Origin of the sequence: Pseudomonas sp. GL-R-19 (assembly GCF_019956375.1) — a bacterium.
Classification (GTDB): Bacteria; Pseudomonadota; Gammaproteobacteria; order Pseudomonadales; family Pseudomonadaceae; genus Aquipseudomonas.
This window is the reverse complement of the sequence record NZ_JAHBDJ010000004.1, coordinates 75,426-89,618: the sequence shown is the minus strand read 5'-3', so window position 1 is coordinate 89,618 and position 14,193 is coordinate 75,426. Positions and strand designations below refer to the sequence as shown.

Sequence of the window (14,193 nt, the reverse complement as noted above, 5' to 3'; positions counted from 1 at the left end):
ATCTCCTTGAACTGATGGTCTTGGTGCTGCCGTATGAGTGGACGGCCAAGCCGAGCCGGAAAAATCAGCCACGATCTGATGGGGCTTACCTCAAAGACTACGATTCAACGCAAGAATTCGGTTTTTTCAGAAAACGTGTCGAGCTTTTTCCAGCGATGCGGGCGGTTACACATTTCCAGACCCCAGATGCAACAAAACCCGCAACTGGCGGGTTTTGGTTTGCTTCGTGTCGGACGCAGCCGGGCATTGAACTCCCGGCTGCCAGTACTCCGTTGTTGATGTACGCCGACAAGGCCAACCCGAAGGTTGGCCTTGGGCAGAGTTACTTCGCGCCTTTGTGCGCGTTCGTGACGTCCATGATGGTTTGGTTGGTCTCGGCGATGCAATCATCAATACCTGCCTTGGTGCCTTTTGCCTGCTCGGCTTTGGCTTTCTTGACGGAGGCATCCACCTGGTCAAGCATTTCCCCGGGAATCTGTGCCTTTGCGTTTTCGATGGTTTGCAGGTTGAGCGCGCATTGGTCTTTTTCGGCCGCAAACGAAGTGGAAGCCATCATGGAAGCAACAACGAAAAAACCTAACAGCACAGAACGATTCATGTGTATCTCCTTGGACTGAAAGGCCAGGCTTTGCTGGCCATCAAATCGGACAACCGAGTTTTGGGAAGGTCCCACATTTGCGGGACTTGATCAGTGGACTGCGGCGGCACGTCAGGGTTATGTTTTTCCACTGTAGAGCTGTCGACTCCGGCAAGTAGCGTTAAGGAATGCAACTCTATGCACCTTCCTGTAGATCCTGCTATCAGGGCACCCTGGCCTGGGTCACGCGGTCCACGAGATAGACTAGTCCGTGGTAGTCAATGCCGCCATGTTGCGTCAGACCGATCTCACAGGTGCGGCTGGTAGAAATCCCTTCGCTGCACTGCTGCACCGCGTCCTTGAGCGTGCGCAGCGAATGGGCGTTCAGCTCCGGCGTGGTGAATCCCTTGTCGCCGGCGAAGCCGCAGCAGTGAATGCCTTCGGGAATGACCACGTTTTTGCTGCATTTGCGCGCCAGATCGATCAGCGCCTGACTTTCCCCGAGGTGTTGTGTGCTGCAGGTTACGTGCACGGCGATCGGCGCTTCCTGAGGCGTGAAATCCAGGCGATCCATCAGGTGCGTGCGGATAAAACGTACCGGGTCGTACAGGTCCAGACGGACTTCACCGAGGTCTTGAACCAGGCGCAAGGTGCAGGGGCTGGTGTCGCAGTAGATCGGGTCGAGCCCGCCACGGCTGGCGTGGAGCAGGGCGCCGATCAGTTCCTGTCGTTTGTGCTCGGCTTGCTCGGCGTAGCCTTTTGAGGCGAATGGCTGACCGCAGCACAAGCTGTCCAGGTTGTCCGGGAATACCACCTGGTAGCCGGCCTTTTCCAGCAGGCCTCGGGTCTTTTCGTGCAGCGACATTTGTTCCGTGTCGCTCGCAGCAGGCCCCATGGCACGGGATACACAGGCCGCCAGATAGACCACACGCGGGCGCGCGTCCGTCACTGTCGGGCTGAAGCGAATGGCTTTTTCCGGTTGCGGCATCGCGTTGGTCCATTGCGGGACCTGACCCTTGGACAGGCGCGTCAGCGTCGCCGACAACTTCGCCAGTCTCGGCGCCCCCAGCAACATCCGCGCGCCATTGGCCACGTGCAGGGTGAAGCGCGCACCTTGCAGTGCGGTGGCGAAATTTCCTTCCAGCCAGTTGGCGGTTTTCGTATGTGTCGCCTTCCGGCCGCGCAGCTTTTTCACCAGCTCGCCGGTATTGATGCCGACCGGGCAACGTTGCGCACACAGGCCGGTAGCGGCACAGGTATCGATGCCCTGGTATTCGTACGCGGCTTCAAGTTCGGTGGTGTCGATGCCGGCGCGTTTTCTCGCCTGAATGTCGCGCCAGATCACGATGCGTTGGCGTGGGCTCAGGGTCAGGCCTTTCGACGGGCAGACCGGTTCGCAGAAGCCGCATTCGATGCACTTGTCCACAATCTCGTCGGCGGCCGGCAATGGCTTGAGGTGCTTGAGGTGGATCTGTGGGTCTTCGCTGAGCACCACGTCCGGGTTGAGTATGCCGTTGGGGTCGAGCAGACGCTTGAGCTGCCACATCAATTGGTAGGCATCGCTGCCCCATTCCAGTTCGACGAACGGCGCCATGTTGCGCCCGGTGCCGTGTTCGGCTTTCAGTGAACCGCCGAACTCCACTGCCACCAGTTGCGCCACGTCGTCCATGAACGCCTGATAGCGTGCGATTTCTTCCGGGGTGTTGAAGCCTTGGGTGAAGACAAAATGCAGATTGCCTTCCAGCGCGTGTCCGAAAAGGATCGCTTCGTCATAGTGATGTTTGTCGAACAGTTCGATCAGGCGGTTGACGCCGATGGCCAGTTGTTCGACCGGGAAGGTGACGTCTTCGATGATCACCGTGGTGCCGGTCTTGCGTACCGCGCCGACGGCCGGGAAGGTGTCTTTGCGGATGGCCCAGAGACGGGCGTTTTCCTGCGGGTCTTCGGTGAAGTCGACCTGCTTTTCCACCGGGAACGCCTTCAGCGACGCCATGATCTGCGCCAGTTGTTCGTGCAGCAAGGTGAACGATGCGGCGCGGGATTCGATCAGCAAGGCGCAGGCATTGTTCGACAGATGCTGTACGAAAGAGGGCATGCCGGGTTTGCCCTGCACTGAACGCAGGCTGCGCCGGTCAAGCAGTTCCACGGCCGACACCGGTTGGCTTTTCAGTACGGTGACCGCGTTGCAACAGGTCTCGACATCCGGGAACACAATCAGGGCCGAGGCCTTGTTCGGATGGTCGATCACCGTGTCGTAGGTCACGGCACTGATGAACCCGAGCGTGCCCTCGGAGCCCACCAGCAAGTGGCTCAAGATATCCACAGGCTCGTCGAAATCCACCAGGGCATTGAGCGACAGGCCGGTGGTGTTTTTCAGACGATACTTGTGGCGGATTCTCGCAGCCAGCTCGGCGTTTGCCCGGGTCTCGCGGCCCAGGGTCGCCAAGCGTTCCAGCAATGCGGCATGGCTTTGGCGAAATGCCGCGACGCTGGCGGCATCCTCGGTGTCGAGACGACTGCCGTCGGCCAGCACCAGACGAATGCCAGCCAGGGTGTGATAGGTGTTTTGCGCGGTGCCGCAGCACATGCCGCTGGCGTTGTTGGCGACGATGCCGCCGATCTTGCAGGCGTTGATCGAGGCCGGGTCCGGACCGATCTTGCGTCCGAAAGGCGCCAGCCAAGCGTTGGCCTGGGCGCCGATCACGCCCGGTTGCAGGCGAATCTGTGTGCCTTGCCCGCGGATCTCGCGAGCGTTCCAGTTATCCCCAAGCACGATCAAAACCGAGTCGCTGATGGCCTGACCAGAGAGGCTGGTGCCGGCAGCACGGAAAGTCACCGGGACTTGATCGCGCTGCGCCAGTTTCAGTAGCGCCACCACTTCGTCTTCGGACTCGACACGGATCACCAGTTGCGGAATCAACCGATAGAAACTGGCGTCGGTGCCGAAGGCCAGGGTCGACAGCGGGTCGTCGAACCGTCGCTCTTGTGGAATCAGTTGCTGTGCATCGTGCAGGAAAGCGGCCGGTAGACTCATTGGTCCTCCAGGATCAGCACCACCAGGTCTTTCGGACCGTGGGCGCCGTACGCCAGCACTTGCTCGATGTCGGCAGTCTTCGACGGGCCGGACACCAGCAACGCATTGGTCGGCATGCCCTGGGCCCATTCGAACTCCTGTTGCACCTGATAGAAGTTATCGCGGATTTCGCTGGCCTTGAGCAGGGCGAAATGCACCGGTGGCGCGAGGCTCATCAGGCGTGGTTCCTCCCGGGTCGGCCAGAGAATCAGGCTGCCGGTTGCCGCGATGGCACCGAGGGTGCCAGTCAGGCTGGCCGGGGTGTCGTTGAACAGCTCGGCCTTCCATTCTTCAACCGGGCGGTCGTAGGCCTTGAGCATTGGCAGGCCGGGATTGTTCGCCCAGTGCTGCGTGATCCGTTGACCGTGGGGCGTTGTCGGTGCGATCAGCAGACTCGGCAATTGGCGGTCCTGCAGCAATTGTGCGAGTAGAGCTGGCCATTCCTGGCCGGACGTCAGATGGATTTCCGTGTGCACCGCTTCCATCAATTGGCGCAGTTGCGCAATGCGCTGCTCAGGCGCGTAGGTGTAAGGTTGGGTCACCAAATCGACATCGAAGTTGTCGGCCACTGGCGTGGTACCTGTCAGACTTTTACGCAGTTTGGCGAGGATATTTTGCTTGGCGCTCATCAACGGTCTCCCTGTTTGGCCAAATGCTCGCGGGCCATGTCATGCAGTGAGCGGGCGGCGGGTTTGGGGGCGCTGTGGTTTTGCGTCCACGGGCCGACATTGCTCGGTGTTAGGGCGCGCAAACGGGTGGCGAAGAATCCGAACAGGCGATACAGCGTCGGCGAGCTGTTGAGCTTCGCCCAGGCATTCCAGATGAACCGCTCCTTGCGCGAATACTTGCTGCCCTGACCGCGCATCACTTGATGGGGGCTGTCCGGGGCCTTGACGTTTTCTTCCCGCAGGCGCCGCAACAGAGCAGGGATCGGGATTTTCACCGGGCAAACTTCACCGCAGGCGCCGCACAGCGACGAGGCGCTCGGGTGATCCGGCACTTTCGCCAGGCCGACCATGTGCGGGGTGACGATTTTTCCGATAGGGCCGGGGTAAACCTCCCCATAGGCATGGCCGCCGATTCGGGTGTAGACCGGGCAATGATTCATACAGGCGCCACAGCGAATGCAGTTCAGGGTCTGGCGCAATTCGCTGTCGGCAAAGGCCTGGCTGCGGCCATTGTCGAGCAGTACAAGGTGCACTTCCTGCGGGCCGTCGAGTTCATGTTCCTTGCGCGGGCCGGAGATCATGTTGACGTAAGTGGTGATCGGAATGCCCAAGGCCGAGCGGGTCAGCAGCGACAGTAGTGGCACCACATCGCGCAGGTTTTCCACGACTTTTTCGATGCCGGTGACGGCGATATGCACGGGCGGCACCGTGGTGGTCATGCGGCCGTTGCCTTCGTTTTCCACCAGCAGCAGGGTGCCGGTTTCGGCCACGGCGAAGTTGACACCGGAGACACCGATGTCCGCTTCGAAGAATTTCTGCCGCAGGACTCTGCGACCGATCTGAATGAGTTGGTCAACGTCCTTGGTGTATTCCACGCCAAGTTTGTCGTGGAACAAGGACGCGACCTGACCGGCATTCTTGTGGATTGCCGGCATGATTATGTGTGAAGGCTTCTCGTGGTCGAGCTGGACGATGTACTCGCCCATGTCCGATTCCAGGCATTCAATGCCCCGATCAGCGAGGAAATGGTTCATCTCCATCTCTTCGCTGACCATCGATTTGCCCTTGATCACTTGCCGCCCCTCGTGAGCGCGGATGATCGAGAGGACGATGCCATTGGCCTCGTCCACCGTTTCCGCCCAGTGCACTGTCACACCGTTGCGGGTCAGGTTCTGTTCCAGTTGCTCGAGCAGCTCGGGCAACTTGGAGAGCGCGCGGGCACGGATTGCATTGCCCAGTGAGCGCAAGTGTTCTCTTTCATGGGCATCGCTGAACGCCGCTGCCCGTTTGCTCATTAGTGAATCCATCGCCTTGCGAAAGTTGTTTCGCAATTGCGCGTCACCCAACGCCTTGTGGGCGCGGGTGCGAAAATCTTCTTCTACGGCAACCGTAGGAATAATCGCGGAAGTGCTCATTGGGCACCTCCGGTACGCTGCCAGAGGAAGCTGGCCAGATGCTGACCGCGCAACGCTTCCTGCTGTTTTTCCAGCGAGCCGTTGATGTTCATCAAACAGCCGCAGTCGGCACTCAATATCTTGTGCGCGCCGGATTCCTTCAACGCCCGGGTCTTGTCAGCCACCATCGCGCCGGAAATGTCTGGCATACGGACGCTGAATGTCCCGCCGAAGCCACAGCATTCGCTTTCGTGGTCGTGGTCGACCCGTTCCACGTTGCTCAACTGCGCCAATAATTCGCGGCCGTGCAGGTGGGTGTTCATCTCGCGGCGTGCCGAGCACGAGGTGTGCAGCGCCACTTTTACCGGCTCGCCGCTGTCTTTGAGCTGCACCTTGCAGACAAACAACAGGAACTCGGCCAGCTCGTAGGTTCTGGCCGCCAGGGCCTGAACCTGTTTCAACGTCTCCGGCTCGTCCTTGAACAAGTCGGCGTAATGTTCGCGCAGCATGCCCGCGCAAGAGCCTGACGGCACCACCACCGGATAGTCGCCGGCAAACAGCGCCAGTTGCGAGCGCGCCACGGTCCGTGCCTGTTCGGTGTAACCCGAGGTGTAGGCCGGTTGGCCGCAGCAACTTTGCCCTTGCGGGTATTCGACACGAATGCCTTCGCGCTCCAGCAGGTGGATCGCGTCCATCCCGGCTTGCGGGTAGAACAAATCGACCACGCAGGTCCCGAACAGGTAGACCCGTGACGGTTTCTCGCAGGGGTATTGCCGAGGCTCGGGCAGTGGCGGGGCGACACGGGTCGCGTTCGGCACGGCGTTGTAAAAAAGCTCGCTCATCAGGCGGTCTCCGGGTGATCCCGGTTATTCGTCTGTCGAGGCTGCTGAATATAGTGTTGGAAGCTTTCAGCAGCCTTACAGACCGGGTGTGAATAGCGGACGCCGGGGGCGTGGCCCGGCGTCGGTTTTTATCGTGTTGCCTGTAGTCCTTAGTGCACCAGCATGCCGGTGAACCAGTAGGCCTGGGCCAACGTGATCAAGCCGACAATCGTTGCAAAGAATAGGCTGTGCTTGAGGGTGAAGCGGAACAGATCCGATTCCTTGCCCACCAGGCCGGTCGCGGCACAGGCCACGGCGATCGATTGTGGCGAGATCATTTTACCGGTCACGCCGCCGCTGGTGTTCGCGGCCACCAGCAGGGTGTCGTTGACACCGATCTGGTGTGCGGTGGTCGCTTGCAGCGAGCTGAACAGGGCGTTGGACGAAGTATCGGAACCGGTGAGGAACACGCCCAGCCAGCCAAGGAACGGCGAGAAGAACGGGAAGGCTGCCCCCGTCGCCGCCAGTACCAGGGCCATGGTCGAGGACATGCCCGAGTAGTTGGTCACGAAGGCAAACGCCAGCACCATGCCGATGGATAGGATCGGCCAGCGCAGTTCGTAGAAGGTCTCTTTCAAAGTGGTCAGACCAGTTTTGAAGTTGACCTTCAGGACCAGCATCGAGATCAGCGCCGAGAAGAAAATCGCCGTGCCGGTGGCGGAAATCGGGTCCAGTTTGAACACTGCCGGAAGGGCGGTCGGCGCGGCCACGATCGGTGCGACCTTGATCACCATCTGGTCCAGGTGCGGGATGGCGAAGTTGAATACGAAGCTGTACATCGAACCGCCGACGGCGAACATCGCCTTGAACGGTTTCAAGGTCCAGATCGTGACCAGTACGGTCAGGATCAGGAACGGCGACCAGGCCTTGAAGATTTCCCCAAGGCTGTAAGGCGAAGCCACGGTGGTGCGCTTCTGGCCGAAACCTCCGACGCTGGCGCTTACCACGGAGGCCGAGACAGCGCCGACGATGTGTTGGCCGGCGGCGCGTTTTGGTTGCCAGACTTTCAGGAACAGAGTCAGGGAAATCAGGCTGGCCAGGGCCGAGGTGATGTCCGGCAGCTCCGGGCCGATGAAGTTCGAGGTGAAGTACTGGGTTACGGCAAAGCTCAAGCCGGCCACCAGGGCGGCGGGCCAGGTTTCCCGCACGCCGCGCAGGCCATCCATCATGAACACCAGCCAGAACGGCACGAACATCGACAGCAGCGGCAATTGGCGACCGGTCATGGCGCCGATCTTGAAGGCGTCGATGCCGGTCACTTGCCCGGCAACGATGATCGGAATGCCCAGCGCGCCAAAGGCTACCGGCGCGGTGTTGGCGATCAGGCACAAGCCGGCGGCGTACAGCGGGTTGAAGCCCAGTCCTACCAGCAGGGCTGCGGTAATCGCCACCGGAGCGCCGAAACCGGCCGCCCCTTCGAGGAAGGCACCGAAGCAGAAGCCGATCAGCAGGACCTGCAGGCGCTGGTCATCGGTGATCGACAGGACCGAACTGCGGATGACTTCAAACTGCCCACTCTTGACCGTCAGTTTGTAGAGGAACACCGCTGCCACAATGATCCAGGCAATCGGCCACAAGCCATAAGCGAAGCCATACCCGGCGGCGGCGAGCGCCATATCGACCGGCATCTGGAAAGCGAAGATCGCCACCAGGATCGACAAAGCCAGGGTGATGCTGCCGGCCACGTGTCCTTTGAGGCGGAACACGGCCAAAGCCAGGAAGAAAAACACGATGGGGATAACGGCGGCGAGTGCGGACAGGCCGAGGCTGCCGAGCGGGGTATAGAGCTGTTGCCAGGTTTGCATATGGGGTGGCCCCTAATTGTTGTTGGTCAGGCACTGTTCAGCGTTCTTGGATAATTGGTAAGACCAATTTACAATCGCTGTTGGCTAGGGTAAAAGCCTTGTAGGCGGTGTGTCAATTTGCCGCCCTAAAACTTTTGTCGAATGCGAAGTGCGCAAGTCGTCTGTCTGGTATGACCAAATGCGCTTTGGCAGGTGCTGGCGTGGCGCCGATAGGCCAGAATAGAGCCCCGGCGAGCCGTCGGATCGTGGAGTAATCGAGTTATGGGGTTTGATCAGATTCGTCAGCGCCGTTTGTCTGACGATATTGTCGAGCAGCTTGAGGGCATGATCCTCGAGGGCACGCTGAAAGCGGGTGAGCGCTTGCCGGCCGAGCGCGCGCTGGCTGAGCAATTTGGCGTGTCACGTCCTTCGTTGCGCGAAGCCATTCAGAAGCTGACCGCCAAGGGCCTGCTGGTCAGTCGTCAGGGCGGCGGAAACTATGTGGTGGAATCACTGGGTAGCACCTTCAGTGATCCCTTGTTGCATCTGCTGGAAAGCAATCCCGAGGCGCAGCGCGATCTGCTGGAGTTTCGCCATACGCTGGAAGCGTCTTGCGCCTACTACGCGGCGCTGCGTGCCACTGATGTGGATCGCGAGCGGCTGACCGCTGCGTTCAACGAATTGCAGGACTGCTATTCCCGTCATGAAGAGGTGAGTCGTGCCGAAGAGGGGGCTGCGGACGCAAAGTTTCACCTGGCGATCGCCGAGGCCAGCCACAATGCCGTGTTGCTGCACACCATTCGCGGGCTGTTCGACCTGCTCAAGCGCAACGTGGTGACCAACATCGGTGGCATGTACAAGCAGCGTACTGAAACCCGCGACATGTTGATTGCGCAGCACCGGGAGTTGTATCAGGCGATTATCGAAGGGCGGGGGGAGCAGGCACGGGAAGTTTCCAGTCGACACATTTTGTATGTGCAGGAGGTGCTGGAAGAAGTGCGTCAGGAAGTGCAGCGCATGGCCAGGGCAGAGCGGCGCAAGGGGATGTGATCGTTAAAACAAAAGATCGCAGCCTTCGGCAGCTCCTACGGGGAAACACAAATCCCAACGTAGGAGCTGCCGCAGGCTGCGATCTTTTTATTCGCGCCGCAATTCGCAGGCAGAAAAATCAGTCTTCCTTGCCCTTGTTGCGCACCGCACGTTGCAGCTCGCGACCGGCGTCGCGTTCGCGCTCGGTATCACGCTTGTCGTATTCCTTCTTGCCCTTGCCCAGCGCGATCTCGCACTTGACCATGTGCTTGCTCCAGTACCAGGACAGGCACACGCAGGCATAACCCTTTTGCTGCACGGCCGCGGCCAGCTTTTCCAGCTCGCGCCGATTGAGCAGCAATTTACGGGTGCGCACCGGGTCGGCGATGACGTGGGTGCTGGCGGTCGTCAGGGGCGTAATGTGGCTGCCGAGCAGCCAGGCTTCGCCATCCTTGAGCAGTACGTAACTGTCAACCAGCTGCAGCTTGCTTGCCCGCAGACTTTTTACTTCCCAGCCGGCCAGGACCAGACCAGCCTCGAACCGATGTTCGATGAAGTAATCGTGTCGCGCCTTTTTATTTTGCGCGATGGTCCCTGTTGGGTGTTTCTTCTGTTTAGCCATAGGGGCGGCATTATAGGGAGTTGCACGCGAGTCGGCTACGGTGTTGCTACATGCTTGAGCAGGTTGATTGAATCCCGGACAATGCGGCCTCTTTTTTGAACGCTTGGGCGTGATAACGATGTCGACAGACAAGGTTTCTGTCCACGGCAGTTGGGCTAGCCGCTGGGTCTTCATACTCGCCGCGACCGGTTCGGCCGTGGGGCTGGGTAGTATCTGGAAATTCCCGTACATGGTTGGCGTCTATGGCGGCGGCGCCTTCGTGCTGATGTTCCTGGCCTGCATCGCGCTGATTGGCGTACCGGTCATGCTGGCCGAAACCCTGATCGGCCGGCGTGCCCGGCAGAGCCCGGCCAATGCCTTGAAGACGCTGGCGATCGAGGCGGGGCACTCGACGAAATGGTCCTGGGGCGCATTTGCCGGGATGATCACAGCGTTGTTGATCCTGTCTTTCTATAGCGTTGTCGGCGGCTGGTCGCTGGATTACATCATCGATATGGGGCGTGGCGACTTCCAGGGAGTGACCCCGGATCAGGTGGGGGCTTACTTCGGTAATGTGATCGCCGATCCCTGGCGCCTGACACTTTGGCACACGATTTTCATGCTGTTGTCAGCGGTGGTGATCGCCAAGGGCGTAGTTGCCGGGCTGGAACGCAGTTTGCGCATCATGATGCCGTTGTTGTTCGTGATGATCCTGGTGCTGCTGGGCTATAGCATGACCACGGGGCATTTCATGGAAGGCGTGCATTTCATGTTCGACTTCCACCCGGAAAAGGTCCTGGACGGCTTGTTGCCCGCGATGGGGCATGCGTTCTTTTCCCTGAGCGTGGGCGTCGGCTCGATCATGATCTACGGCGCCTACATGCCAAAGAACTCGTCGATTTCAGGGACGGTCGTTGGCGTGGCGCTGCTCGATACCTTCGTTTCCCTGGTGGCCGGCCTGGCACTGTTTCCGATTGTTTTCGCGGCGGGCCTGAATCCGAGCGAAGGGCCGGGGCTGATGTTCGTCAGCCTGCCGTTTGCCTTCGGTAACGTGGCGTTCGGGCAATTGATGGGAGTGGTGTTCTTCGTGCTGGTGGCGGTCGCTGCCTGGAGTTCGGCGATTTCCCTGCTTGAACCGATGGTGGCTTACCTGGTCGAGCGCACTAAAGTGAGCCGTGCATGGGTTACATTCTGGCTGGCTTTCAGCTGCTGGTTTGTCGGCCTGGGCACGGTGTTCTCTTTCAATATCTGGAAGGAGGCGAAGTTCTTCGTGAACGAAGGCGGGATGTTCCACCTCTACCAATGGGGAGCCGCCGGTGGTCTCGACTTCTTCGGTGTGATCGATTTCTTCACCTCGCGACTCATGTTGCCGCTTGGCGGTTTGTGTTTCGTGGTGTTTGCGGGCTGGATCATGGGGCGTGAAGCGGTGCGCGACGAGTTGTCGATCCGCAACCCTGCGCTGTTTGGCCTGTCCTTGTTCTTGATGCGCTATGTGGCGCCCATCGGCATTCTCGTAGTGTTTGCCGCCCAGCTGTGGAAGTGACGCTGACATGACGACACACATTTCACGTTCGGCCTTGCTGCCATACCCGGCACAAGCGCTGTATGACCTGGTCAACGACGTGGCGCGCTATCCGGAGTTTCTGCCGTGGTGCTCGTCCGCCGAAGTCCTGGAGAGCTCACCTGAGCATATGCGGGCGAGCGTTGGTGTAGCGAAGGGTGGCCTCAGTCAGCACTTCGTGACGCGCAACGCTCTGGTTCCCGGTCAATCGATCGAAATGAATCTTGAAGAAGGCCCGTTCAATCAATTGCATGGTGTGTGGGTGTTCAAGCCGCTGGGCGAGAAGGCCTGCAAGATCAGTCTTGATCTGTCGTTCGATTATGCCGGGCCGCTGGTTCGCGCCACTCTGGGACCATTGTTCAATCAGGCCGCCAATACGCTGGTGGATGCGTTCTGTCAGCGCGCCAAGCAGATTCATGGTTGAAGCCGTGATCGATATCGAAGTGGTGTACGCCGCTGTAGACAGGCAGGTGCTACTTTCACTCGCGGTGCCGGTCGGCACTACGGTTCGGGCGGCCGTGCTCAAGTCTGGTGTAGGGGCAGAGTTTCCTGAGCTGGATCTTGCCGCCTGCCCGGTGGGTATCTTTGGCAAGGTGATCACCGACCCGGACACTCGAACGATTCAGGCGGGGGACCGAATCGAAATCTACCGGCCGCTGCTGGCGGATCCGAAAGAGGTCCGTCGCCTGCGTGCAGCAAAAGCGGCCGAGGCCAAGGCGCGGAATCAATGATTGAATTGCGCGCCAGGCACTAAAATTTCCGCCCACAGGTGGTTCAATCCCTGAGTGTAAATATGCTTTGTAGGCTTTTTATCGGGGGAATGTAGGATTGGTTTGAGTATTTAAGAGAATTTTCTCTTTGCTTCAATCTTGATTGAATGTGGTTCCGATTAAGCCTAAATCAAGTCTTGCCCTCGTTATGTGAGGGGCAAATAAACTCATTTAGGGATAAATCTGAAATGGACTTGATCAAGTCGTTGAAGCATATAAGTGTGCTGGCAGCAATGGGTGCGGCTTTCACTGTCATGCCCGCCAGTGCAGCCTCCAATGTGTTAACCGCCACGATAAGTGCACAAGGCAAGGTGGTGGCTCAGGCACCCGAGTGGATCTCTGCGGTAGAGTACTTCTCCCAGCCTGATTATTTTGCGAACTATAAGGTTAGCTTCAAGTCGGATGTCTTCATCCAGGCTCCACGGTTCTGCTCTGTATCCCTTACGAACAGCCGTTCCGAAGATGATATTTATTATGGGCGGGCGCGACTTGGGTCTACACCCAAGGAGGATAATTTGAGTGTGATCACTCAACTGGCAGGAATGAAGGGCCCTTCCGGTGATGGTTCCCAAGACTTTATGCTGATGTGTATTAAATAAGCGGGAATCATCGATAGTGATTCCGGCAAGCGATCCGGATCGATCACTATTGCCGGTACATAAAAAAATCCGCCGCCAGAGGTCTGGTAGCGGATTTTCAGAGCAGCCTTGCTGGAGCTTGAATGCCCAGGCAAGCGGCATCATTCGCCAATTACTGCGGCGAGGTGTCCAGCGGTTCAGGCGTCGGGACTGGAGCGGTTTCTACACCGTCGACGTCCTTCTGGATCTGATCCAGCAACGAACCTGGCTTGACCGGTTTTTCCGGTTTTGGCTTCTCGACGTTTTCTGCCGGGGCAGCCACTGTCGTGCCGCTGTCCTTACCAAGGATTGCTTCGTCGCGGCTCACGCCTGGCATGAAATCACCGGAGAGGCTGACAAGCTGGTCATTTGGGTTGAAGATAACGCTGATGCGTTCCTGTTGGCGTTCACCGCCACCGGGTTGCAGGCTGTACAGATAATCCCAGCGATCGGCATGGAACGTGTCAGTCAGCAGAGGGTTGCCCATGATAAATCGTACTTGCTTACGGGTCATTCCCGGGCGCAACTGGTCTATCATGTCCTGCGTGACGACATTGCCCTGCTGGATGTCGATTTTGTAAACCCCGGGGAATGAACAACCGGCGAGTGCGAGCAGTCCCACAAGGGTGAAACTGGTTAGCAAGAGCTTGGTGTTTTGCATCGGTGGGCGACTTCCACTATCTTGGCTGGGACAACGTAAACGCCGATCATACCCGTATTAAGAGAAGCTGCGAAGCAGCATCGCGAGAAAGCTGACCATGGTTGAAAATAGCGAACTACGTAAAGCCGGCCTCAAAGTGACCCTTCCACGGGTCAAAATTCTGCAAATGCTCGATTCCGCCGAGAAGCGCCACATGAGTGCCGAGGACGTCTACAAGGCGCTGATGGAGGCTGGTGAGGATGTCGGTCTGGCCACGGTTTACCGTGTTCTGACCCAGTTCGAGGCAGCTGGCCTGGTGGTGCGGCACAACTTCGACGGAGGCCATGCGGTCTTCGAGCTGGACGACGGCAAGCATCACGACCATATGGTCAATGTCGATGACGGTGAGGTAATCGAGTTCTTTGATCCAGAAATCGAGAAGCTTCAGGCGGCGATTGTCGAGAAGCACGGCTTCGATTTGGCGGGTCACAACTTGGTGCTATACGTGCGCAAGAAAAAGTAAGCTTGTCGCGCGGGCATCAGTTCGCGAAACGAACGAAGGCGACCCCAGGGTCGCCTTCGTGCTTTCTGCCTTTAT

Annotated in this window: 14 protein-coding genes; 6 read left to right on the top strand and 8 right to left on the bottom strand. The window is 58.8% G+C overall.

Annotation, left to right across the window (positions count from 1 at the left end):
- Window positions 1-322 precede the first annotated feature (322 nt).
- The 6 genes from KGA83_RS02465 to KGA83_RS02440 form a co-directional block, all read right to left on the bottom strand.
- A complete protein-coding gene (locus KGA83_RS02465; protein WP_108219789.1) occupies window positions 323-598 on the bottom strand; it encodes a hypothetical protein in 276 nt (91 codons plus the stop codon).
- 202 nt (window positions 599-800) lie between these two features.
- Window positions 801-3,611, bottom strand: a complete 2,811-nt coding sequence (locus tag KGA83_RS02460) for an FAD-binding and (Fe-S)-binding domain-containing protein (protein WP_223528141.1) — start codon at window positions 3,609-3,611, stop codon at window positions 801-803.
- A complete protein-coding gene (locus KGA83_RS02455; protein ID WP_108219787.1) occupies window positions 3,608-4,279 on the bottom strand; it encodes a lactate utilization protein C in 672 nt (223 codons plus the stop codon). Before KGA83_RS02455 ends, KGA83_RS02460 begins: the two co-directional genes overlap by 4 nt.
- On the bottom strand, window positions 4,279-5,733 hold the full coding sequence (locus KGA83_RS02450; RefSeq protein WP_108219786.1) for a LutB/LldF family L-lactate oxidation iron-sulfur protein: 1,455 nt from the start codon (window positions 5,731-5,733) through the stop codon (window positions 4,279-4,281). Before KGA83_RS02450 ends, KGA83_RS02455 begins: the two co-directional genes overlap by 1 nt.
- Window positions 5,730-6,554, bottom strand: coding sequence for a (Fe-S)-binding protein (locus tag KGA83_RS02445; protein WP_223528138.1), 825 nt, complete (start codon window positions 6,552-6,554; stop codon window positions 5,730-5,732). Before KGA83_RS02445 ends, KGA83_RS02450 begins: the two co-directional genes overlap by 4 nt.
- A 149-nt stretch (window positions 6,555-6,703) precedes the next feature.
- On the bottom strand, window positions 6,704-8,398 hold the full coding sequence (locus KGA83_RS02440; RefSeq protein WP_223528135.1) for a lactate permease LctP family transporter: 1,695 nt from the start codon (window positions 8,396-8,398) through the stop codon (window positions 6,704-6,706).
- A gap of 261 nt (window positions 8,399-8,659) precedes the next feature.
- On the opposite strand from KGA83_RS02440, the gene KGA83_RS02435 reads away from it, so the two are divergent.
- On the top strand, window positions 8,660-9,427 hold the full coding sequence (locus KGA83_RS02435; RefSeq protein WP_218429207.1) for an FCD domain-containing protein: 768 nt from the start codon (window positions 8,660-8,662) through the stop codon (window positions 9,425-9,427).
- Between the two features lie 118 nt (window positions 9,428-9,545).
- Here KGA83_RS02435 and smpB read toward each other — a convergent pair whose 3' ends face one another.
- Window positions 9,546-10,028 carry an SsrA-binding protein SmpB gene (smpB, locus tag KGA83_RS02430; RefSeq protein ID WP_008057382.1) on the bottom strand — a complete coding sequence of 161 codons (483 nt, stop codon included), beginning with the start codon at window positions 10,026-10,028 and terminating at the stop codon, window positions 9,546-9,548.
- Between the two features lie 118 nt (window positions 10,029-10,146).
- Between smpB and KGA83_RS02425 the strand changes: the two genes are divergently transcribed.
- The 4 genes from KGA83_RS02425 (at window position 10,147) to KGA83_RS02410 (ending at window position 12,937) form a co-directional block, all read left to right on the top strand.
- Window positions 10,147-11,550, top strand: a complete 1,404-nt coding sequence (locus KGA83_RS02425) for a sodium-dependent transporter (protein ID WP_108218127.1) — start codon at window positions 10,147-10,149, stop codon at window positions 11,548-11,550.
- 7 nt (window positions 11,551-11,557) lie between these two features.
- Window positions 11,558-11,992, top strand: a complete 435-nt coding sequence (locus KGA83_RS02420) for a type II toxin-antitoxin system RatA family toxin (RefSeq protein WP_108218128.1) — start codon at window positions 11,558-11,560, stop codon at window positions 11,990-11,992.
- A complete protein-coding gene (locus KGA83_RS02415) occupies window positions 11,985-12,299 on the top strand; it encodes an RnfH family protein (protein WP_108218129.1) in 315 nt (104 codons plus the stop codon). Before KGA83_RS02420 ends, KGA83_RS02415 begins: the two co-directional genes overlap by 8 nt.
- A gap of 227 nt (window positions 12,300-12,526) precedes the next feature.
- A complete protein-coding gene (locus tag KGA83_RS02410; RefSeq protein ID WP_223528132.1) occupies window positions 12,527-12,937 on the top strand; it encodes a hypothetical protein in 411 nt (136 codons plus the stop codon).
- Between the two features lie 151 nt (window positions 12,938-13,088).
- Here the strand turns inward: KGA83_RS02410 and KGA83_RS02405 are convergent, their stop codons facing one another.
- Entirely contained in the window at window positions 13,089-13,616 is a 528-nt protein-coding gene (locus KGA83_RS02405) for an outer membrane protein assembly factor BamE (RefSeq protein ID WP_108218131.1), read from the bottom strand.
- 97 nt (window positions 13,617-13,713) lie between these two features.
- On the opposite strand from KGA83_RS02405, the gene fur reads away from it, so the two are divergent.
- On the top strand, window positions 13,714-14,118 hold the full coding sequence (fur, locus tag KGA83_RS02400; RefSeq protein WP_108218132.1) for a ferric iron uptake transcriptional regulator: 405 nt from the start codon (window positions 13,714-13,716) through the stop codon (window positions 14,116-14,118).
- Window positions 14,119-14,193 lie beyond the last annotated feature (75 nt).

Coding starts and splice junctions, on each gene's coding strand:
- KGA83_RS02440 (WP_223528135.1), bottom strand. CDS start 8,398: ATGCAAACCTGGCAACAGCTCTATACCCCGCTCGGCAGCCTCGGCCTG.
- fur (WP_108218132.1), top strand. CDS start 13,714: ATGGTTGAAAATAGCGAACTACGTAAAGCCGGCCTCAAAGTGACCCTT.
- smpB (WP_008057382.1), bottom strand. CDS start 10,028: ATGGCTAAACAGAAGAAACACCCAACAGGGACCATCGCGCAAAATAAA.
- KGA83_RS02420 (WP_108218128.1), top strand. CDS start 11,558: ATGACGACACACATTTCACGTTCGGCCTTGCTGCCATACCCGGCACAA.
- KGA83_RS02450 (WP_108219786.1), bottom strand. CDS start 5,733: ATGAGCACTTCCGCGATTATTCCTACGGTTGCCGTAGAAGAAGATTTT.
- KGA83_RS02410 (WP_223528132.1), top strand. CDS start 12,527: ATGGACTTGATCAAGTCGTTGAAGCATATAAGTGTGCTGGCAGCAATG.
- KGA83_RS02465 (WP_108219789.1), bottom strand. CDS start 598: ATGAATCGTTCTGTGCTGTTAGGTTTTTTCGTTGTTGCTTCCATGATG.
- KGA83_RS02405 (WP_108218131.1), bottom strand. CDS start 13,616: ATGCAAAACACCAAGCTCTTGCTAACCAGTTTCACCCTTGTGGGACTG.
- KGA83_RS02445 (WP_223528138.1), bottom strand. CDS start 6,554: ATGAGCGAGCTTTTTTACAACGCCGTGCCGAACGCGACCCGTGTCGCC.
- KGA83_RS02460 (WP_223528141.1), bottom strand. CDS start 3,611: ATGAGTCTACCGGCCGCTTTCCTGCACGATGCACAGCAACTGATTCCA.
- KGA83_RS02415 (WP_108218129.1), top strand. CDS start 11,985: ATGGTTGAAGCCGTGATCGATATCGAAGTGGTGTACGCCGCTGTAGAC.
- KGA83_RS02425 (WP_108218127.1), top strand. CDS start 10,147: ATGTCGACAGACAAGGTTTCTGTCCACGGCAGTTGGGCTAGCCGCTGG.
- KGA83_RS02435 (WP_218429207.1), top strand. CDS start 8,660: ATGGGGTTTGATCAGATTCGTCAGCGCCGTTTGTCTGACGATATTGTC.
- KGA83_RS02455 (WP_108219787.1), bottom strand. CDS start 4,279: ATGAGCGCCAAGCAAAATATCCTCGCCAAACTGCGTAAAAGTCTGACA.